Annotated in this window: 18 protein-coding genes; 7 read left to right on the top strand and 11 right to left on the bottom strand. The window is 65.6% G+C overall.

Annotation, left to right across the window (positions count from 1 at the left end):
* Positions 1–8: 8 nt before the first annotated feature.
* Positions 9–983, bottom strand: coding sequence for a GlxA family transcriptional regulator (locus ACZIYR_RS01035; RefSeq protein ID WP_473032051.1), 975 nt, complete (start codon positions 981–983; stop codon positions 9–11).
* 10 nt (positions 984–993) lie between these two features.
* Positions 994–2,670 carry a BCCT family transporter gene (locus ACZIYR_RS01030; protein WP_473032050.1) on the bottom strand — a complete coding sequence of 559 codons (1,677 nt, stop codon included), beginning with the start codon at positions 2,668–2,670 and terminating at the stop codon, positions 994–996.
* Between the two features lie 141 nt (positions 2,671–2,811).
* Between ACZIYR_RS01030 and ACZIYR_RS01025 the strand changes: the two genes are divergently transcribed.
* The 6 genes from ACZIYR_RS01025 to ACZIYR_RS01000 all read left to right on the top strand — a co-directional run bounded on the left by ACZIYR_RS01025 (position 2,812) and on the right by ACZIYR_RS01000 (position 8,671).
* The gene (locus ACZIYR_RS01025) at positions 2,812–3,054 is read left to right on the top strand and encodes a hypothetical protein (RefSeq protein WP_473032049.1); all 243 of its coding nucleotides are present in this window, start codon (positions 2,812–2,814) and stop codon (positions 3,052–3,054) included.
* Between the two features lie 222 nt (positions 3,055–3,276).
* Entirely contained in the window at positions 3,277–3,516 is a 240-nt protein-coding gene (locus ACZIYR_RS01020) for a hypothetical protein (RefSeq protein ID WP_473032048.1), read from the top strand.
* 12 nt (positions 3,517–3,528) lie between these two features.
* Positions 3,529–5,055 (top strand): sodium:solute symporter family protein, encoded by a 1,527-nt coding sequence (locus ACZIYR_RS01015; protein ID WP_473032047.1) that lies wholly within the window; start codon positions 3,529–3,531, stop codon positions 5,053–5,055.
* A gap of 51 nt (positions 5,056–5,106) precedes the next feature.
* A complete protein-coding gene (locus ACZIYR_RS01010) occupies positions 5,107–5,925 on the top strand; it encodes a FadR/GntR family transcriptional regulator (protein ID WP_473032046.1) in 819 nt (272 codons plus the stop codon).
* A gap of 49 nt (positions 5,926–5,974) precedes the next feature.
* A complete protein-coding gene (locus ACZIYR_RS01005; protein WP_473032045.1) occupies positions 5,975–7,252 on the top strand; it encodes a Zn-dependent hydrolase in 1,278 nt (425 codons plus the stop codon).
* Positions 7,253–7,258: 6 nt separating this feature from the next.
* Entirely contained in the window at positions 7,259–8,671 is a 1,413-nt protein-coding gene (locus ACZIYR_RS01000) for an amidase (RefSeq protein WP_473032044.1), read from the top strand.
* A gap of 129 nt (positions 8,672–8,800) precedes the next feature.
* On the opposite strand, the gene ACZIYR_RS00995 is transcribed toward ACZIYR_RS01000, so the two are convergent.
* Together ACZIYR_RS00995 and aptA are read right to left on the bottom strand one after the other, a co-directional pair.
* The gene (locus tag ACZIYR_RS00995) at positions 8,801–10,291 is read right to left on the bottom strand and encodes a CoA-acylating methylmalonate-semialdehyde dehydrogenase (RefSeq protein WP_473032043.1); all 1,491 of its coding nucleotides are present in this window, start codon (positions 10,289–10,291) and stop codon (positions 8,801–8,803) included.
* A 35-nt stretch (positions 10,292–10,326) separates the two neighbouring features.
* Complete coding sequence (gene aptA, locus ACZIYR_RS00990; protein WP_473032042.1) at positions 10,327–11,670, bottom strand: omega-aminotransferase AptA; 1,344 nt, start codon at positions 11,668–11,670, stop codon at positions 10,327–10,329.
* Positions 11,671–11,827: 157 nt separating this feature from the next.
* Here aptA and ACZIYR_RS00985 point away from each other — a divergent pair, with 157 nt between their 5' ends.
* Positions 11,828–12,742: a LysR family transcriptional regulator gene (locus ACZIYR_RS00985; RefSeq protein WP_473032041.1), complete on the top strand. Its 915-nt coding sequence runs from the start codon at positions 11,828–11,830 to the stop codon at positions 12,740–12,742.
* A gap of 9 nt (positions 12,743–12,751) precedes the next feature.
* Here the strand turns inward: ACZIYR_RS00985 and moaA are convergent, their stop codons facing one another.
* From moaA to narI, 7 genes are all read right to left on the bottom strand, one after another.
* Positions 12,752–13,741, bottom strand: a complete 990-nt coding sequence (gene moaA, locus ACZIYR_RS00980) for a GTP 3',8-cyclase MoaA (RefSeq protein ID WP_473032040.1) — start codon at positions 13,739–13,741, stop codon at positions 12,752–12,754.
* On the bottom strand, positions 13,738–14,145 hold the full coding sequence (locus ACZIYR_RS00975) for a putative zinc-binding protein (RefSeq protein ID WP_473032039.1): 408 nt from the start codon (positions 14,143–14,145) through the stop codon (positions 13,738–13,740). The genes moaA and ACZIYR_RS00975 overlap by 4 nt, the downstream gene beginning before the upstream one ends.
* 49 nt (positions 14,146–14,194) lie before the next feature.
* Positions 14,195–14,938, bottom strand: a complete 744-nt coding sequence (locus ACZIYR_RS00970; protein ID WP_473032038.1) for a Crp/Fnr family transcriptional regulator — start codon at positions 14,936–14,938, stop codon at positions 14,195–14,197.
* Positions 14,898–16,139: a molybdopterin molybdotransferase MoeA gene (locus ACZIYR_RS00965; RefSeq protein ID WP_483527913.1), complete on the bottom strand. Its 1,242-nt coding sequence runs from the start codon at positions 16,137–16,139 to the stop codon at positions 14,898–14,900. The genes ACZIYR_RS00970 and ACZIYR_RS00965 overlap by 41 nt, the downstream gene beginning before the upstream one ends.
* On the bottom strand, positions 16,136–16,720 hold the full coding sequence (gene moaB, locus ACZIYR_RS00960; protein WP_483527912.1) for a molybdenum cofactor biosynthesis protein B: 585 nt from the start codon (positions 16,718–16,720) through the stop codon (positions 16,136–16,138). The genes ACZIYR_RS00965 and moaB overlap by 4 nt, the downstream gene beginning before the upstream one ends.
* Before the next feature lie 106 nt (positions 16,721–16,826).
* Complete coding sequence (locus ACZIYR_RS00955) at positions 16,827–17,648, bottom strand: peptidylprolyl isomerase (protein WP_483527911.1); 822 nt, start codon at positions 17,646–17,648, stop codon at positions 16,827–16,829.
* Between the two features lie 165 nt (positions 17,649–17,813).
* A complete protein-coding gene (gene narI / locus ACZIYR_RS00950; protein WP_483527910.1) occupies positions 17,814–18,503 on the bottom strand; it encodes a respiratory nitrate reductase subunit gamma in 690 nt (229 codons plus the stop codon).
* Between the last annotated feature and the right edge of the window lie 7 nt (positions 18,504–18,510).

The raw sequence follows: 18,510 nt of genomic DNA, 5'->3' as shown, positions 1-18,510 counted from the left end.
GGCGTGCTCTACCCGCTGCCATCGCTGCGCCGCGCCTGGCGCGGCGACTGACCGTACTGGCCACGAAAGGCACGGGCGAAGCTGGAGCTGGAGGAGAAGCCGCAGGCCAGCCCCACCGAGAGCACGTCCAGGTCGGTCTCGGTGAGCAGCCGCCAGGCCCGCGCCAGGCGCTGCTGCAGGTACCACTGACGCGGCGAGGTGCCCAGGTGCTGCTCGAAGAGACGCTGCAGCTGGCGCAGCGAGACGCCGCTGCGGCTGGCCACCTCGGCCAGCGGCAGCGGCGCTTCCAGATGCTGCTCCATCAGCGCCACCGCCTCTACCAGGCGGCGGTTGTGGGTGCCCAGCCGCCGGGCCAAGGTCATGCGCTGCTGATCGCCGCGGGTGCGGATGCGCTCGTGGATCAGCTGCTCGGAGACGTCGATGGCCAGGCGGGCGCCGTGGCGCCGGGCGATCACTTCCAGGGCCATGTCCATGGCCGCCGCCCCGCCGGCGCAGGAGAAGCGCCGCTCGCCCAGCTCGAAGAGCTCATCGGAGGTCTCGATGCCGGGAAAACGCTCCTGGAAGGCAGGCAGGCTCTCCCAGTGCAGGGTGACCCGCTCCCCCTCGAGCAGGCCTGCGGCGGCGAGCAGGAAGCCGCCGGTGTCGAGCCCGCCCAGGGTGCAGCCGGCCTGGTCCAGGCGATGCAGCCAGGCCATCAGCGGCCGGCTCAGATGAGCCTCGGGCTCGAAGCCGCTGCACACCGCCAGCGAGGGCAGGTGATGCACCTCGCCGATGGCCTGGTCGGCGAGCAGGGTCATGCCGTTGGAGGCGGTGACCGGCCCACCGTCCTCGCTGATCAGGGTCCAGTCGAACAGCGGTCGGCCGCTGATGCGGTTGGCGATGCGCAGCGGCTCCACCGCGGCAAAGAACGCCATCATCGAAAAGCGCGGCACCAGCAGAAAGCCGACCCGTTCGGGCAGTGGGCCCCGGTACTCCAGGCGCATCGACGTCTCCTCAACCGACCTTGCGGGAGGCTCCCGCCCCGGCGGGCAGACGCACCGCCGCGGGATTCTGGAACAGCGACTTGAGGATCCCCAGCGTCATCAGGATGATCACCACGCTGAGCGGCAGCGCCGCGGCGATCGACGCCGTCTGCAGCGCCCCCAGGCCGCCGGCGACCAGCAGCACCGCGGCCACCGCACCGATCACCGCCCCCCAGAAGATGCGCATCGGCTTGGACGGATCATCGTTGCCCAGGGACAGGATGGTGGTGATCACCAGCGTACCCGAGTCCGAGGAGGTGATGAACCAGCTGGCCAGCAGCAAGGTGGCCAGGGCCGACACCGCCCAGGAGAGCCAGGGGGTGGCGCTGATCCCGTCGATGGTGGCGTAGAGCGCCGCCGGCAGGTTCCAGTTGCGCACCAGCTCGATCAGCCCGGCGCTGCCGGCGCCGCCCTTGGCGGTCAGCTCCTGGTGAATGGCCACGCCGCCGAATACGCTGAGCCAGCCGATGATGATCAGGGTGGGAATCAGCATCACGCAGAGCATGAACTCGCGCAGGGTGCGGCCCCGGGAAATACGGGCGATGAACAGCCCCACGAAGGGAGCCCAGGCCAGCCACCAGCCCCAGTAGAAGATGGTCCAGTCACCCTGCCACTGGGCCGCCCCCTCCTCCTGGGGGAACCACAGCCCCATCTGCACGAAGTTGCCCAGGTAGTGGCCCAGCGACTCGCCGAACATGCCCAGCAGCCAGGCGGTGGGGCCGCCGAACAGGAAGAAGCCGAGCAGCAGCAGCGACATCACGATGTTCCACTGCGAGAGATATTTGATGCCCCGACCCACCCCGGAGACCGCCGACAGGATCGACAGGGCGCTGATGCCGGCGATCAGCGTCAGCTGGGTCGGGTTGCCCGGATCGATGCCGAACAGCCGCTCCAGGCCGGTGGCGATCTGGCTCACCCCCAGGCCCAGGGAGGTGGCCACGCCAAACACCGCCCCGAAGACCGCCAGCAGGTCCACCAGGTGGCCGATGGGGCCATAGATGCGCTTGCCGATGAAGGGGTAGAGCGAGGAGCGCAGCGCCAGCGGCAGCTTCTTGCGGTAGGCGAAGTAGGCCAGCGACAGCCCCACCAGCACGTAGACGGCCCAGCCGTGCAGCCCCCAGTGGAAATAGGTCACCGAGAGCGCGGTCACCGCACGCTCGTGGCCGATCTCGGTGGCCCCGGCCAGGTCGGCATAGGGGCTGTTGGGGTAGCCGAAGGCGCCGCGGTCATCCAGGTAGAAGAGCGGCTCGGCGACGCCGAAGAACAGGATGCCGATGCCGATGCCCGCCGAGAACAGCATGGCGATCCAGGCGAAGGTGGAGAACTCCGGGCGGCTGTCATCGTCGCCCAGGCGGATGCGCCCGAAGGGGCTGAGCAGCAGGCCGAAGCAGACGGCGATGAGAAACACCAGGGTGATGATGTAGTACCAGCTGAAGGTGCTCTCGATCCAGGCCCTGGCGGTGCCGAAGACGCTGCCGGCAAGCTCGGTGTCCAGCGCCGAGAAGAGCACGAAGGCGAGAATGATGCCGGCGGCCCAGAGCGTCATGCCGCGGTGGCTGCCACGAAACAGGCCCTGCTGCTCCACCAGCGCATAGTAGCGATGGGAGTCAGCCTCGGCGCCGGGAACAGGCCCTTGCGAATCGGTCATGGGTATCTCCTATGAAGCGACAGTGCCGACATCCTGCCCGACGCTGAGGAGATAACCATACACTAGACGACTTTTTTAACACATAAAACGACAAACACTCCCCATCAGGCGTCAACAGTATCCATAAAGCGAAAAATGTCCATGGCTGCCAGGACTGTCCTGCCCGAGCGGCCACATCAGGCGGCGGTAGATGGGGTGATGGCCGGACAATACCGGGCACTGCCCTGCACTCAAGAAGCCGAACATATCGATGCCATGCGCGAGCACTTCGACAACCTGAAAGAGGAGCCCGGCAGACCCTTAAACAGAATTAAGAGCCTGCTCAGACGGGGGACGACCAACAACTCCTCCCCGACCAAAAAACCCATAAAATCAAACGACTAACGAAGGACTTTTAAAGGCCACCCGAATCCCATCTTCCACTTATGCCCCCACCGGTACTCTCCCGCCCTGGGAAGATTGCTTGACAGGTTTGGAGGGCGGCTTCTATGGTCTATTTATTCGCATAAATATAATAATTGTTGGCTCGCCAGCACGAGCACCTCCCCTCCTGGCATCGACCAGGAGGAGCGACCGCCCCACCAACCACAATAAGGGGATGTAACGATGAGAAAGACCCTTCCTCCACGCAAACTTGCCATATACGGTGGCATGCTACTGGGCTTCTTGATGCTCGAAAGCCCGATGATCATGATTGCCAACAAGGTCGACCCCATGATCATGGGCGTACCGTTTCTGTTCGTCTGGAACCTCGTCTGGTGGAGCTTCCTCACCGGTCTGTTCCTTGTGGCTTACCTGACCAACTGGGGAAGCGGCAGCGTGCCCGCCACCCAGCGCAGCCGTTAAGGAGGCCACACCATGACTGGTAGCATCTTCATCATCGCAGCGTTCATGATCATCCCCTTGCTCGTGGGGGTTGTGTCCGCAAGGAAGTCTCAGGACACCAGCGAAGATTTCTTCGTGCAGGGTCGAGCCATGGGCAGCATCGCCGTATTCTTCACGGTGGCTGCTACCTGGTGGAGCGCCTTTGCCTTTCTGGGCTCGAACGCAACGTTCTATACCAGCGGCCCCGTCTACCTAACCGCACTCGCATGGAACCTGTTGTTCGGCTTCATGTACTATTGGGTCGGCAAGCGCGTGTGGTTCCTGGGCAAGCGCTTCAACTACCTCACCCCGTCCGATCTGATGGGTGACTTCTATAACAGCGAAGCACTGCGTATTCTGGTCGTCCTGATCACGCTGGTGTTTACGGTGCCCTATCTGCAGATCCAGTTGACCGGCGGTGCCTACCTGATTGAGGTTGCCTCGGGTGGCGTCGTTCCCTTCTGGCTGGCGGCCCTGCTGTTCTACTTCATCATCATCGTCTACGTGTGGATTGGCGGCATCCGTGCAATCGCCTGGACCGATGTGATCTACGGTGCGCTACTGTTCTTCGGCATGATGTTTGCCGGCTACTACATCTCGCTGCAAGTGGGGGGGCCAGCGGCGCTGTTCGCACAGCTTCAGCAGAGTTCACCCGACCACCTGACCATGCCGGGACCGAACGGCAACATGGGCTACAGCATGTGGTTCTCGCTATTCGTGATCGTGGCCATCGGGGCTTTCATGGGACCACAGATCTGGCTGCGCATGTACTCGGTGAAAAGCGGCCGTCTGTTCAACCTGATGCCCTTCCTGCTGGGGCTGGCGGCCTTCGCCTACTTCGGCTCCGTGCTGACCGGCTACACCGGCGTGATTCTCGAACCAGGCCTTGAGAATGCCGACCAGATCTTGCCTGTCATGCTGATGAACTATGCGCCATATCTGCTCGCTTCACTGATCATGGCTGCCGGTGCCGCCGCCGCCATGTCCACCGCCAACTCGCAGATTCACGCAGTCTCTACCGTGGTCACCATGGATATCTACCAGCGCTATGTGAACCGCAAGGCGAGCCAGGCACGCATCGTGACCATCGGCCGTCTGTCGCTGGTCGGTTTCTCGCTGGCCGCCTATATCCTGGCCCTGACCGTGCCTGGCTTGCTGGTGACCATCGGCATCGCCGCCCTGGCGGGCACCGCCCAGCTGATTGTGCCGACTATCGGTGCCATCACCTGGCGTCGCGCCCATCCGATGGCAGCCTTCTGGGGCCTGCTGACAGGCGTACTCTGTGTGCTGGTGCTTACCTATGGTCCTACCGTCAGTAACCCGCTGGGACTGCATGCCGGCATCTGGGGACTGCTACTCAACGGTGGGCTCTTCGTTGGTCTGAGCCTGGTGCTCAAGCGGAAGGATCACGAGGTAGTAGAGCGCTTTGCCCTGGCTCGTCAAGAGTACGACGCTGAATATCACCCGGAGCGTCTGGAGGGCGCCTCCCAGCCTGTTGGCGAGGCGGCTACGGCGCGCTGATCCATCTCACGGGGCCTGCCCAGCAGGCCCCATTTTTACAAGGAACCATCCATGGTCCAGACCCCGACACCGCGTCGTCGACAGAAGCTGGCTGAGCTGATCAGCGACGATATCAAGCGCTGGATCGCGACCGAGGGAATGACCGAAGGCGACCGCCTTCCCAACGAAAAGACCCTCATGGAACTCTACGGCTGTGCCAAAGGCACGGTGCGCGAGGCCCTGAAGATCCTCGAGGTCGAAGGGCTAGTGACCCTGAAAACGGGGCCGGGCGGCGGGGCAATCTTACATACCCCGAGCATGGAACCAGCCAGCCGCATGCTGCGCAATTTCCTGCACTTCCGCTCATTAGATGGCCACCAGGTCTATCAGCTGCGTCGCCTGCTGGAGGTGGAACTGGCGGTCTCCGTCGTGGGGAAGCTAAGTCCCGAGGCGCTGGAGAGCCTTGCCGTCAATATCGACGCCTGCGAATGCCATCATCCAGGCGAGGAAGATCAGCGACGCCAGCGCTTTCTCGAGCTGGAGTTTCACAACCTGCTGGCCAAGGCCTGCCCCAACCCGCTGCTCGCCTTCATGTGTCGTTTTCTCAACGACATGCTCCGCGACTTGGTGGTAGTCAAGAAGGCCTATATACCGGAGCGCAAGCAGTTCGACGAGGCCAACCACCGCTACCACCGTGAGCTGGTCGAGGCGTACCGCGATGAGGACAAGGAGCGGGTTCGCCAGCTGATGGATGAGCACATGCGGGATGCCGAGGCCCATATGTCAGCCCTGGAGGCCGAAATGGCCGACCAGATGCTGATCTCCCAGGAAACCTTGTTCGACGCAGAGCAAGACTCACCACTGCTGCATCTTATCAAGCAAGCCCGCTGAGCACAGCGCGACAAGCCGTGCCTATCACACAATCACAAAGAGGCGACTCATGACGATTGCTAACGTTCTGCGCCCCGCTACCGAGCTACGTACCGACCGTGAACGCCTCTGGCAGGCACTCATGGAAATGGCCAAGATTGGCGCCACCCCAAAGGGGGGCGTGAACCGCCAGGCCTTCACCGACCTTGACCGCCTGTCACGAGACCTGTTTATCGAGTGGTGCCGCGCCGAGGGGTGCACCATCCGGATTGATGCCATTGGCAATATCTTTGCTCGCCGAGAAGGCCAGGAGCCCGACAGCCCAGCCGTCATGACCGGCAGCCACCTCGACAGCCAGCCCACCGGCGGCAAGTTCGACGGCGTTTACGGGGTGCTGGCCGGCTTGGAGGTGATTCGCACCCTGAATCAACATGATATCCAAACACGATCCCCCATAGAGGTCGTCGCCTGGAGCAATGAAGAGGGGTGCCGTTTCGCGCCCTGCATGATGGGCTCCGGGGCCTTCACCGGCCAACTAGCATTGGAGGAGATGCTGGCCCGCACCGATGCGGAGAACATCAGCGCCGGTGACGCCCTTGAGGCCATTGGCTACCGAGGGGAAGATTGCGTCACTCCTGACCACATCAAGGCATATTTCGAGTGCCATATCGAGCAAGGACCGCTTCTGGAAGACACCGGCAACACCGTAGGAGTCGTCGTGGGGGCCCTAGGCCAGAAGTGGTTTGACCTTACCCTGACCGGGCTGGAGGCCCATGCTGGCCCGACCCCGATGCCGCTGCGCCGCGATGCGATGGTCGGGGCAGCTGACATTACCCAAGCGGTCAACCGCATTGCCAACGCGCATCAGCCCCACGGCCGTGGCACGGTCGGGGTCGTCAACCTGCACCCAGGCTCGCGCAACGTCATACCCGGCCAGGTAACGATGACGATTGACCTGCGCCACTTCGAGAGCGAGAGGCTCACCGCCATGGCCGAGGAACTCCACCAGGTGATCCAGGAGACGAGCCAACGCCATGGCTTGGCGTTCGAGCTGACGCCTACGGCGGATTTCTTACCGGAACACTTTGCCGACAGCTGCGTGGGGGCGGTACGTCGTGCTGCCGAAGCCATCGGCTGTGCGCACATGGATATCGTCAGCGGTGCCGGTCACGATGCCATCTTCATGGGGCGTGTCACCCAGGCTGGCATGATCTTCGTCCCCTGCGAAAACGGCATCAGTCACAACGAAATCGAGAATGCCAAGGCTAGCGACTTGAATGACGGCTGCAACGTGCTGCTTCACGCCATGCTGGAGCAGGCCGGAATCGCAGGCGAAGCCGTGGAGTGAAATGCGATGACCATGACCGCCCTTCCGACACAACTCGCCGACCTGAGCGCCGTTGAAGCGCTCAGCTTGTTTCGCCACCGAGAACTTTCGCCGGTGGAACTGACCAAGGACTGCCTGGCGCGCCTCCGCCGCGACAACCCCGCCGTCAACGCTTTCGCCCATGTAGACGAAGCGGGCGCACTAGCCGCTGCTCGCGCTTCCGAGTCACGCTGGCAGGCCGGCACGCCCAGCGGCCCTCTCGACGGCATCCCCACCACCATCAAGGATCTGACGCTGACAGCTGGCTTGCCGACCCGATTCGGCTCAGCCACCAGCAGCCCGGACGGCCCCTGGGAGACCGATGCCCCAATCAGCGGCCACCTGCGTGAAGCCGGCGCGGTGATTATCGGCAAGACCACTTCGCCGGAGTTTGGCTGGAAGGGCGTGACAGACAACCCCCTTCACGGTGTCACCCGCAACCCCTGGGATCACCGCCTGACGCCAGGCGGCTCCTCGGGCGGCGCTGCGGCAGCGGCAGCGCTCAACCTCGGCCTTCTCCACCAGGGCAGCGACGCGGGCGGTTCGATTCGCATCCCCTGCAGCTTCACCGGCACCTTCGGCCTCAAGCCGACCTTTGGATGGGTGCCCCAGTGGCCGGCCAGCGTCATGGGGCCGCTCTCACACTTGGGCCCGATGACCCGTACCGCCGCCGACAGCGCCCTGATGCTCAGTGTCATGGCTCAACCCGATACCCGAGACGGCTACCTGGGCAACCCGCGCGCCGATGACTGGCTGAGCCCGCCTCCCGACTCGCTGGCAGGATGGAGAATCGCCTTTAGCCCCGACTTGGGCTATGTGGATGTCGCGCCGGACATTGCGGCCCGCGTCAGGGAAGCCGTGGAAGCGCTGCAGGCGCTGGGCGCCACGATCGAAGAGGTGGGCCCAGGTTTCGACTCTCCGCTGGAGGTCTTCAATACCCTCTGGTTTGCCGGTGCGAGCCAGGTACTGGAGCGCCTGGATAGTGCCCAGCAGTCACTGCTGGATCCGGACTTTCTGGCTATCGCCCGGCGAGGTGCCGCGATTCCATTGCGCGACTACCTCACCGCTTGCCGCGCCAGGGAGCAACTCATCGCGAAGATGCAGGGATTCCATGAGCGCTATGACCTGCTGGTAACGCCCACCATGCCCATCGCCCCGTTCGAGGCGGGGCATAACGTCCCACCAGGTGGTCATTATCGTGAATGGATGGACTGGACACCCTTCAGCTACCCCTTCAACCTGACGCAACAGCCTGCAGCCTCGCTGCCCTGCGGCCTGGATGCCCAAGGCTTGCCGGTCGGCCTGCATCTGGTTGGCCCACGCTTTCAGGATCTCAAGGTCCTTCATGCCGCGCAGTTGCTGGAGGACCTCCTGCCAGACATGCCCTCTCCCACGAGCTGATCGCACAGGTGCCGGGATGACGCCCGGCACCCCAACTGCCGCACGGTGGTGCTGATGACTGACACGCTAACGCCGCGGGCGCCCTTCTGGGCGCCCGCTGATGACTGCTTTACGTTCCCGCTCGGCTGCTCATGAGGGGAAGGAGAACTGCGCCCCCTCGCGTACGCCGGCCGAGGGCCAGCGCTGGGTGATGGTCTTGCGTCGGGTATAGAAGCGCACCGAATCGGGGCCATAGGCGGAGAGGTCGCCGAACAGCGAGCGCTTCCAGCCACCGAAGCTATGATAGGAAACCGGTACCGGCAGCGGCACATTGATGCCCACCATGCCCACCTGGATGCGGTCGCTGAAGTAGCGTGCCGCCTCGCCGTCGCGGGTGTAGATACAGGTGCCGTTGCCGTACTCGTGGTCATCGATCAGCCGCATCGCCTGCTCCATGGTGTCCACTCGCACCACCAGCAGCACCGGGCCGAAGATCTCCTCCCGGTAGCAGGTCATCTCGGGCGTCACGCGGTCGATGAGGGTACCGCCCACATAGAAGCCCCCTTCATGGCCGGGCACCTGCACGCCGCGACCATCCACCACGATGCTGGCCCCCTGCTGCTCGGCGCTGTCGATGTAGCCGCACACCTTCTCCTGGTGGGCCTGGGTGATCACCGGCCCGAAGTCGTTCCCGGCATCGTGGAAAGGGCCGACCTTGAGGGAGGTCATCTGCTCCTGCATCTTGGCGATCAGGGTGTCGGCGGCTTCGTCGCCCACCGCCACCGCCACCGAAAGCGCCATGCAGCGCTCGCCGGAGGAGCCGAAGGCGGCCCCGTTCAGGGAGCTGACCACGTTGTCCATGTCAGCGTCGGGCATCACGATGGCGTGGTTCTTGGCGCCGCCCAGGGCCTGGCAGCGCTTGCCGTTGGCGCTGGCGCGGGAATAGGTGGTTTCCGCGATGGGCGTGGAGCCGACGAAGCTCACAGCCTGGACACGGGGGTCATCGAGCAAGGTGTCCACGGCCTCCTTGTCGCCGTTGACCACGTTGAGCACCCCGGCGGGAAGCCCCGCCTCTAACGCCAGCTCGGCCACGAACAGGGCCGAGGAGGGGTCGCGCTCGGAGGGCTTGAGCACGAAGGTGTTGCCGCAGGCGATGGCCATGGGATACATCCACAGCGGCACCATGGCGGGGAAGTTGAAGGGAGTGATGCCGGCCACCACGCCCAGAGGCTGAAACTCGCTCCAGGAGTCGATGCCGGGGCCGGTGTTCTTGCTGTGCTCCCCCTTGAGCAGCTCGGGGGCGCCGCAGGCGTACTCCACGTTCTCGATGCCGCGGGCCAGCTCGCCCTGGGCGTCGTGAACGATCTTGCCGTGTTCTTCGCCGACCAGGCGCACGATCTCGTCGGCACGCTCCTCGAGCAGCTGCTTGAAGCGGAACATCACCCTGGCCCGCTTGGCCGGCGGCGTATCGCGCCAGGCCGGGAAGGCGGCCTGAGCGGCGGCGATGGCCTCCTCCACGGTGGCCTTGGACGCCAGGCTTACCCGCCCCTTGACCTCGCCGGTGGATGGATTGAAGAGCTCCTGGGAGCGTCCTTCGCGGTCGACGCGTGCGCCGTTGATCAGATGGCCGAGTGTTGTCATTGGGTTCCTCTTGATAGCTCGGTTACAGGGGGAATTCAGTCCAGTTCGCCGATGGATTCGCCCAAGGCGTTGACGAGGCGGTCGATCTCTTCGCGCTCGACGATAAAGGGCAGGCCGAGCTGGATGGTGTCGCCGCCGTAGCGTACGTAGAAGCCTTTCTCCCAGCACTTCATGGCGATCTCGAAGGGCCGGCGGGCCGGCTCGCCGGGATAGGCCTCGATGGTCAGCGCCCCGGCGAGCCCGTAGTTGCGAATGTCGCTGATATAGCGGCTGCCCTTGAGGCCGTGCAGCGCTTCCTCGAAGAGCGGGCTCATCTGGCGTACGCGCTCGATGAGCTGCTCCTGCTCGAGGATGTCGAGCGAGGCCAGGGCCGCGGCGCAGGCCGCCGGGTGGCCGGAGTAGGTGTAGCCGTGGGGGAGTTCGAGCATGTAGTCGGGGCCGCCCTGCTCCATGAAGGTGTGGTAGATCTCGCCCTTGACCATCACCCCGCCCATGGGCACGGCGCCGTTGGTCAGCTGTTTGGCAAAGTTCATCATGTCGGGGACCACGCCGAAGGCCTCGGCGCCGGTCATGGCCCCCATGCGCCCGAAGGCGGTGATCACCTCGTCGAAGATCAGCAGGATATCGTGCGCATCGCAGATCTCGCGCAGCCGCTGCAGGTAGCCGACCGGCGGCGGAATCACCCCGGCGGAGCCGGCCAGGGGCTCGACGATTACCGCCGCAATGTTGGAAGCGTCGTGCAGGGCGATCAGCTCCAACAGCTCCTCGGCCTTCTCGGCGCCGCGCTCGGGCATCCCGCGGGTGAAGGCGTTCTCGGCCATCAGGGTGTGGGGCAGGTGGTCGGCATCGACGCCCTGGCCGAACAGGGCGCGGTTGGCGCCAATGCCACCCAGGCTGATGCCGCCGAAGTTGACCCCGTGATAGCCCTTGGCGCGCCCGATCAGCTTGGTCTTGGTGGGCTTGCCCTTCTTGCGCCAGTAGGCGCGGGCGATCTTCAGGGAGGTGTCGGCGCTCTCGGAGCCGGAGCCGGTGAAGAAGGCATGATCGAGCCCCGCTGGCGTCAGCTCACGCAGGCGGTGGGCCAGTTCGAAGGCCTTGGGGTGACCGAACTGGAAGGCCGGCGCATAGTCGAGCTCGCGCAGCTGACGACTCACGGCGTCGGCGATCTCGGGTCGCGAGTGGCCGGCACCGCAGGTCCAGAGGCCCGAGAGGCCATCGAAGACCCGGCGCCCCTCCGAATCGATCAGATAGCTGCCCTGGGCGCCGACGATGATGCGCGGGTCGCGCTTGAACTGGCGGTTGCCGGTATAGGGCATCCAGTAGGCGTCCAACTGATCGGCACTCAAGCCGGCCGCATAGGGAAATGCCTGGGCGGTCATGGTAGGGCCTCGCATAAGCTTGTCATTGTGGATATGCCGCGGCGGGTCGCTTCGCGGTGCTGATAGCCACAGGCTAGGCGGCCCCATGAGTCAGTTAAATTTTTAAAAACTTACTTTCATGTAAACTCAGGGTTAACTTTCTGGCCGGGAGCGGGGCATGGGCAAGGGGGTCACGATGGGGCAGCTGGGCGACGCCGATCTGCGTCTGCTGCGTATCTACCGCAAGGTGGTGGAGTGCGGCGGTTTCTCCGCCGCCGAGGTGGAGCTGGGCATCAGCCGGGCCGCCATCAGCATGGCCATGAACGACCTGGAGACGCGCCTGGGGCTGCGCCTCTGCCAGCGCGGCCGCAGCGGCTTCTCACTGACCGATGAGGGCGCCGAGGTCTATGAGTCGACGCTTCAGCTACTCGCCGCGGTGGAAGGCTTTCGCACTCGAGTCAATGCGCTGCACGCCCAGCTCAAGGGCGAACTCAATATCGGCATCACCGACAACCTGGTAACCATGCCCGAGATGCATATCACCCACGCCTTGAGTGCTCTGAAAGAGCGCGGGCCCGAGGTGCGCATCAATATTCGCATGATCCCGCCAAGCGATATCGAGCTGGCGGTGCTGGATGGACGCCTGCATACCGGCGTCGTCCCGGACCTCAAGGTCCTGCCGGGGCTCAACTACCTCTCCCTCTACGAGGAGGCATCACGGCTCTACTGCTCGGATGAGCACCCGCTGTTCGCGGTGGAGAAAGTGGACGAGGCGGCGCTGGCCAGCCACGATGCCGTGGTTCCCGCCTATGCCCAGACCCCCGAGATCAAGGGCGTTCACGAGCCCCTCAGGACCGCCGCCTCGGCCAGCGACCGCGAGGGGGTGGCCTTCCTGATCCTCTCCGGCCGCTATCTCGGCTATCTGCCCACCCACTACGCCGAACGCTGGGTCCGTGACGGTCGGATGCGCGCCCTGGATCCCGAGCGGTGGCGCTATGACACCCACTACAGCGCCATCACCCGCAAGGGGGCCCAGCCCAACCTGGTGTTGGAGGGCTTTCTGGAAGAGCTGAGGAGGCTGATCGGTGAGTAGGCGTCTCGCCTACCCCCCCGTCATGTTCATGAAGCGCACCACCTGGACATCGCCATCGGTGGTGAAGTGGTGGCGCTCAGGCTTCTTCGCCATGGCGGCAACGATGGCCTCTTTCAGGCGCTCGCTGTCGCCGGGGTGGCGGCGCAGCACCGCGCGCAGGTCCACCGAGTGCTCGTTGCCCAGGCAGAGCAGCAGGCGCCCCTCGGCGGTGACCCGCACCCGATTGCAGGCGTCGCAGAAATTGTGACTGTGGGGCGAGATGAAGCCGATCCGCGAGTCGCTGTCGGCCATGCGGAAGTAGCGCGACGGCCCGAGCGTCGTCTCGGTGGTGGGCACCAGGGCGTGGCGGGTCTCGATGATGGCGCGCACCGCGTCACTGGAGCAGAAGGTGGTGGCGCGGTCGTGGCCGATGGCCTGGCCCAGCGGCATCTCCTCGATAAAGCTGATGTCGACCCGCTCCCGGCGGGCGAACTCGACCAGGTCGAGGACCTCATCGTCGTTACGCCCCTTGAGGATCACCGCGTTGAGCTTGATGCGCGCGAACCCGGCCTCCCGGGCCGCGCGGATGCCGTCGATCACCTTGGCCAGCTCGCCGGTGCGGGTCAGGGCGCGGAAGCGCGCCGGGTCCAGGGTGTCGAGGCTGACGTTGAGACGCTTGAGCCCACCCTCATACAGGGCGCGGGCGTGCTTGACCAGGCCGGCTCCGTTGGTGGTCATGGCGAAGTCGGAAAGCCCCGGCAGCGTGCCCACCTCGGCGACCAGGGTCTCGATGCCCCGCTTGACCAGCGGCTCGCCGCCGGTGAGGCGAATCTTTTCCACCCCGAGTTCGACGAAGGCCCGGCACAGGGTGGCCATCTCCTCCAGGGTGAGCACCTGGGCGCGGGGCAGGAAGGTCATCTCCTCGGCCATGCAGTAAACGCAGCGGAAGTCGCAGCGATCGGTGACCGAGAGGCGAACGTAGCGGACGGTGCGGCCGAAGCCGTCGATCAGCGCGGTCATCGACGCGCCTCCACGCTAGCGCCGGCATGCAGGGGCAGTCGAGCGATCAGCTCGCCGACATCCTCGGCCACCTCGGCCACGACGTCCTCGCCGTAGCGCTGGCCGCGGCGCTTGCGCAGGCCGCGCTTGTAGAGTTTGACGTGTTCGGTGGCGGTGACGCCGGCCCTGTCCAGGCAGTGGCTGACGCAGTGCATCGGGCAGCCGTCGATGGCGACGATGGGGCGCCCGGAGCGGGCGACCTTGACCAGCCCCGGCACCCCGCCGCCGACGCCGGCGATGCACGACATCTCCGCGACGCCGCCGTGGTCGAGGCGCAGCGCCACATCGTTGGCAAGCTGGGCCACGTCCGAACAGCCCGAGCAGGAGTAGACCAGGGTGCGCGGTTTGTCAGCGGTTCGGGGCATAGGTGCCTCCCGGTTGCAGTGTTGCGTAGCGCGCTGTCGCCGCGTGGCGTCAGTCGTCGGTGACCATGGCGTCGCGCAGCTTCTGTTCGTCGAGCACGGTCAGCCGTTGGCGATCGATATTGATGGCGCCACTGTCGCGCAGCTTGGCCAGCAGGCGCGACAGGGTCTCCGGCGTCATCGCCAGCTGGGAGGCCAGCCAGCGCTTGGGGATGGAGAGACGCACCACCCGGGGCCCCTTGGCGCGGCCCGAGGGCAGCTGGCGCAGGATATAGCTGACCAGCCGTGACATGGCATCGGCCTGGGTCAGCAGCGCCAGGTCCTCGAGGCGCTCGGTGAGCTCCAGCGCCAGCCGGCTCATGAACTCGGCGCGGCAGGCGGGCTGACGATCCATGATCTCCCGGCAGCGCGAGGCGGGAATCGCCAGCACATGGGTGCGCCGCAGCGCCTCGGCCGAATAGAGATAGACCCCGGCGCTGGAGACCATGCTCAGCTCGCCGAGAGTACCGCCGCGCTCCACGCAGCGGATGGTCGCCAGCCGGCCATCGCCGGCAGAGCGGGTCAGGCGCACGGCGCCGTTGATGACGATATACAGCCAGTAGGCCGGGGCGTCCTGGCGAAACAGCCACTCGCGGTTCTTCAGCTCGAGCAGTTCGGAGTCTTCCAGCAGCGACTCGACCTCGTCGTCCTCGAGCTGACCCAGCCAGGGGATGCCCAGCACCAGCTCGCGCAGCTGCTTGGGCTTGAACAGCAGGTCAGCCGACGAACTGTCCGGCGGGCAGATAGGGGTAGTCATGACCTTCCTCCACGTCTTTGTCAGCGACCATCATCAGATAGCCGTGTGCCTGGCTGGCGGCCCGCAGCATGTGCGACCCCTGGCCGCCGGCCAGCAGAGCGACCGGCTGGCCGCCCCGCCAGTCGAGTACCACCCGCAGCAGCTCCCGCCGCCCGGGACTCGCCCGCCGGGAAAACCCCGCGCGCACGGCGAACTGCTGCAGCGGTGATACCTCACGCCCCTGGCAGCCCTGCACGAAGGGCCTGGCCAGCAGCTGCCAGCCCACCAGGGAGGCCACCGGGTTACCCGGCAGGCCGATCAGCGGCACGCCGTCCGGCGTTCCATCGTCCAAATGGCCGAAGGCAAACGGCTTGCCCGGCTTCATGGCCACGCCGTGGAAGTCCAGCCCACCCAGGCGCTCCAGCACCGGACGCACGTGATCCTCCTCGCCCACCGAGACCCCGCCGGTGCAGATCACCAGATCCGCCCCATCGCGGGCGGCGATGAAGGCGTCGTGCAGCGCCTCGGGCGTATCGGCGATGATGCCGAGATCCAGCACGTCACAGCCGGCCTGTTCCAGCAGTGCCTGCAACATCACCCGGTTGCTATTGTATACTTGACCGGTTTCGTAGGGTATCCCTGGTTCAATCAGCTCATCGCCGGTGGATATCAGCGCCACCGCCAAACGCGGCAACACCGGCACCTCGGCAATGCCCTGGCTGGCCAGCATCGCCAGCGCCGGCGCATTCAGCGCCGTCCCGGCCGGCAGCAGGGTGTCGCCGACCCGGTACTCCTCACCGCGGCGACGAATATTGGCCCCGGGCCTGGCCTCGCCCACCACGTGCATCCGCCCGTCGTCATCCAGCCGCACCCGCTCCTGGGGGACCACGCAGTCGGCCCCCTCGGGCACCGGCGCGCCGGTGAAGATCCGCGCACAGCCCCCTTCGGGAAGCCGCTGGGCACCGGCGCCCGCCGGCACCCGCATGACCACCGGCAGCCCCGCCTCGCTCAGCTCGGCCAGGCGCAGGGCATAACCGTCCATGGCGCTGTTGTCGATGCCCGGCATATCGAGCCGCGCCACCAGGTCACCGGCCAGCACGCGTCCGGCGGCCCGCTCCAGAGGCAGGCGCTCCTCCCCGGTCAGCGGCCTGGCCGCCGCGATCATCCGCTTGCGGGCGTCTTCCAGGTCGAGCAGTCCCTTGGCAAGGCTGGCACAGCTCATGCGCGCACTCCTTGACCACGGTCAGGCGCCGTCTCCGGGTCCCGGGAGCCACAGCCGGCCGCCTCGGGCAGCACCATGGCGACGAAGTTGCAGGGCCGGGTACGGGCATCGAGCTGGCTTTCGAGGATACCGTCCCAGGCGGTGGCGCAGGCCTTGGGCGAGCCAGGCATGGCGAAGATCAGGGTGCGATTGGCCACGCCGGCCACGGCACGGGACTGGATGGTGGAGGTGCCAATGCTTTCATAAGAGAGCTGGCGGAACAGCTCGCCGTAGCCGTCCACGGCGCGGTCGAACAGCGGCGCCAGCGCCTCGGGGGTGGTGTCTCGCGCCGTGAAGCCGGTGCCGCCGTTGACCAGGATCACCTGGATATCCTCACGTACCACCCACTTGGAGACCACCGCCCGGATGCGATAGATATCGTCGGGCACGATGCGTCGCTCGACCAGCGCGTGGCCGGCCTCGGAGAGCCGCTCACTGAGCAGGTCACCGCTGCCATCGCGGTCGTAGCCGCGGGTATCAGAGACGGTCAGCACGGCGATACCAAGCGGCGCGAAGGGGGTATTGGCGTGAACATGGGCCATGGGATTCTCCTCACCGCCCGCGACGCGAGCGGCGACATGGATATGAGGAAAGCGGGCACCGCGCAGCGCAGTGATTCACCGGAAACGCCTGCTCGCGCGGGGAGTTCTACTGCATCAAGGCGTTGGCGCTGTCGTCATCCAGGGCGATGCCCTCGACGCCGATGTCGGTTTCCAGCGCCAGCAGGTAGTGACGCAGGGCGCGACGCGTGGACTGCTCGCGCAGGCTATGACGCACCCGGTCGAACACCTCGTCGAAGGTCAGCGTCTTTCCTTCCAGGCGCTGGTCGATGAGCACCACATGCCAGCCATAGCGCGAGGCCAGAGGTCGCTCGTGCAGCCCCTCCGGCAGGTGATGCAGGGCGCGGTCGAGCTCGGCCACGGTCTGGCCCGGCGCCAGCCAGCCCAGCTCGCCGCCCTCGTCCTTGGAGGGGCAGGCAGAGTAGCGCATGGCCAGCTCGGTAAAACGCTCGGGCGCAGTGACAAGCGCTTCGATGAGCCCCTCGCCCTGCCGATAGCCGGCGTCCCGTGCCTCGGCGTCATCCGGCGCCGCAGGTAGGAGGATATGCCGTACGGCCAGGCGCGTCGGCTCGCTGAAGCGCTCGGGGTCGGCCTCGAAGAAGCGCCGGCAGTCCGCCTCGCTGGGTTCCGGCACCTCTAGCTCGCGATCCAGCAGCGCGGCGATGGCGGCGTCGTTGTCGCCGTCATCTGCGCTGTCGGCCGCGACGAGCCCCAGCTGGGCAGCGCGTGAACGCAACAGCTCGCGCACCACCAGGGCCCGAGCCGCCTCGAGCTGCGCCTCGCCGGCGCTGGCCGCGGGGTGGTACTGCATCTCCTGGGCGATGGCGGCCTCCTCGATGGTGGCGCCGCCGACCCGGATGGGAGGGGGACTCGCGCCCCCCGGGATCATCTCGATATCGATCTTTTGCATGGTGATAAATCCTTGGCGCACAGGCGCTGAGTCTAGAGGGCGCCGGGGACAGGTCATAGAGGGGGTCCTATGCCAGGGATGGCATCGGTAGCGCCCAGGGAGGGGTTTACAGCGCCCCCTCGTTGACCTGTCGCCGGACAAGCCCGGTCCTGTTTTCGTCTCGCTTCAGCCCCGCTTGCGCACCAGCTGGTAGCGACGAGTGATATAGCCCAGCGGAATGCTCCACACGTGTACCAGGCGCGAGAAGGGGAACAGCAGGATGATGGTCAGGCCCACGAAGATGTGCAGCTTGTAGATCCAGGACACGCCCTCCATGTACTGAGCGGCACCGCCGCCGAAGAAGACGATGGCCTGGGCCCAGCTGGAGAGGGTGACCATCATCTCGCCGTCCAGGTGGCCCAGCGAGAAGAGGACGGTGATCATGCCCAGCGCCGCCTGGAAGACGATCAGCCCGAGAATCAGGGTATCCATGGTGCTGGAGGAGGCGCGAACCCGCGGGTTGGTAATGCGGCGATGCAGCAGCATGGCGCCGCCCACCAGGCAGGCAATGCCGGCGGCCCCGCCCACCACGATGGCGATCAGCTGCTTGGTGCCGGCGTGGAGGAAGGGGGAGTAGACCCAGTGCGGGGTCAGCATGCCGAACAGGTGGCCAAAGAAGATCACGATGATGCCGACATGGAAGAGGTTGCTGGCCAGTCGCATGTTCTTCGACGACAGCATCTGGCTGGAGCCGGTCTTCCAGGTGAACTGCCCCTGGTCGTAGCGCAGCAGGCTGCCGACCAGGAACACGGTGCCGACCAAATACGGGTAGTAGCCGTAGATCAGGTGGTCGAGATAGGTGCCGAATGCAGACATGGTGATT

The sequence above is a fragment of the Billgrantia sp. NRB1 genome (assembly GCF_056921725.1).
This window is presented reverse-complemented; position numbering and strand designations above follow the sequence as displayed.

What these genes read in the sequence shown, in the direction of transcription:
- ACZIYR_RS01035 (WP_473032051.1), bottom strand. Translation starts at nt 983, where the DNA reads ATGCGCCTGGAGTACCGGGGCCCACTGCCCGAACGGGTCGGCTTTCTG.
- ACZIYR_RS01030 (WP_473032050.1), bottom strand. Translation starts at nt 2,670, where the DNA reads ATGACCGATTCGCAAGGGCCTGTTCCCGGCGCCGAGGCTGACTCCCAT.
- ACZIYR_RS01025 (WP_473032049.1), top strand. Translation starts at nt 2,812, where the DNA reads ATGGCTGCCAGGACTGTCCTGCCCGAGCGGCCACATCAGGCGGCGGTA.
- ACZIYR_RS01020 (WP_473032048.1), top strand. Translation starts at nt 3,277, where the DNA reads ATGAGAAAGACCCTTCCTCCACGCAAACTTGCCATATACGGTGGCATG.
- ACZIYR_RS01015 (WP_473032047.1), top strand. Translation starts at nt 3,529, where the DNA reads ATGACTGGTAGCATCTTCATCATCGCAGCGTTCATGATCATCCCCTTG.
- ACZIYR_RS01010 (WP_473032046.1), top strand. Translation starts at nt 5,107, where the DNA reads ATGGTCCAGACCCCGACACCGCGTCGTCGACAGAAGCTGGCTGAGCTG.
- ACZIYR_RS01005 (WP_473032045.1), top strand. Translation starts at nt 5,975, where the DNA reads ATGACGATTGCTAACGTTCTGCGCCCCGCTACCGAGCTACGTACCGAC.
- ACZIYR_RS01000 (WP_473032044.1), top strand. Translation starts at nt 7,259, where the DNA reads ATGACCATGACCGCCCTTCCGACACAACTCGCCGACCTGAGCGCCGTT.
- ACZIYR_RS00995 (WP_473032043.1), bottom strand. Translation starts at nt 10,291, where the DNA reads ATGACAACACTCGGCCATCTGATCAACGGCGCACGCGTCGACCGCGAA.
- aptA (WP_473032042.1), bottom strand. Translation starts at nt 11,670, where the DNA reads ATGACCGCCCAGGCATTTCCCTATGCGGCCGGCTTGAGTGCCGATCAG.
- ACZIYR_RS00985 (WP_473032041.1), top strand. Translation starts at nt 11,828, where the DNA reads ATGGGCAAGGGGGTCACGATGGGGCAGCTGGGCGACGCCGATCTGCGT.
- moaA (WP_473032040.1), bottom strand. Translation starts at nt 13,741, where the DNA reads ATGACCGCGCTGATCGACGGCTTCGGCCGCACCGTCCGCTACGTTCGC.
- ACZIYR_RS00975 (WP_473032039.1), bottom strand. Translation starts at nt 14,145, where the DNA reads ATGCCCCGAACCGCTGACAAACCGCGCACCCTGGTCTACTCCTGCTCG.
- ACZIYR_RS00970 (WP_473032038.1), bottom strand. Translation starts at nt 14,938, where the DNA reads ATGACTACCCCTATCTGCCCGCCGGACAGTTCGTCGGCTGACCTGCTG.
- ACZIYR_RS00965 (WP_483527913.1), bottom strand. Translation starts at nt 16,139, where the DNA reads ATGAGCTGTGCCAGCCTTGCCAAGGGACTGCTCGACCTGGAAGACGCC.
- moaB (WP_483527912.1), bottom strand. Translation starts at nt 16,720, where the DNA reads ATGGCCCATGTTCACGCCAATACCCCCTTCGCGCCGCTTGGTATCGCC.
- ACZIYR_RS00955 (WP_483527911.1), bottom strand. Translation starts at nt 17,648, where the DNA reads ATGCAAAAGATCGATATCGAGATGATCCCGGGGGGCGCGAGTCCCCCT.
- narI (WP_483527910.1), bottom strand. Translation starts at nt 18,503, where the DNA reads ATGTCTGCATTCGGCACCTATCTCGACCACCTGATCTACGGCTACTAC.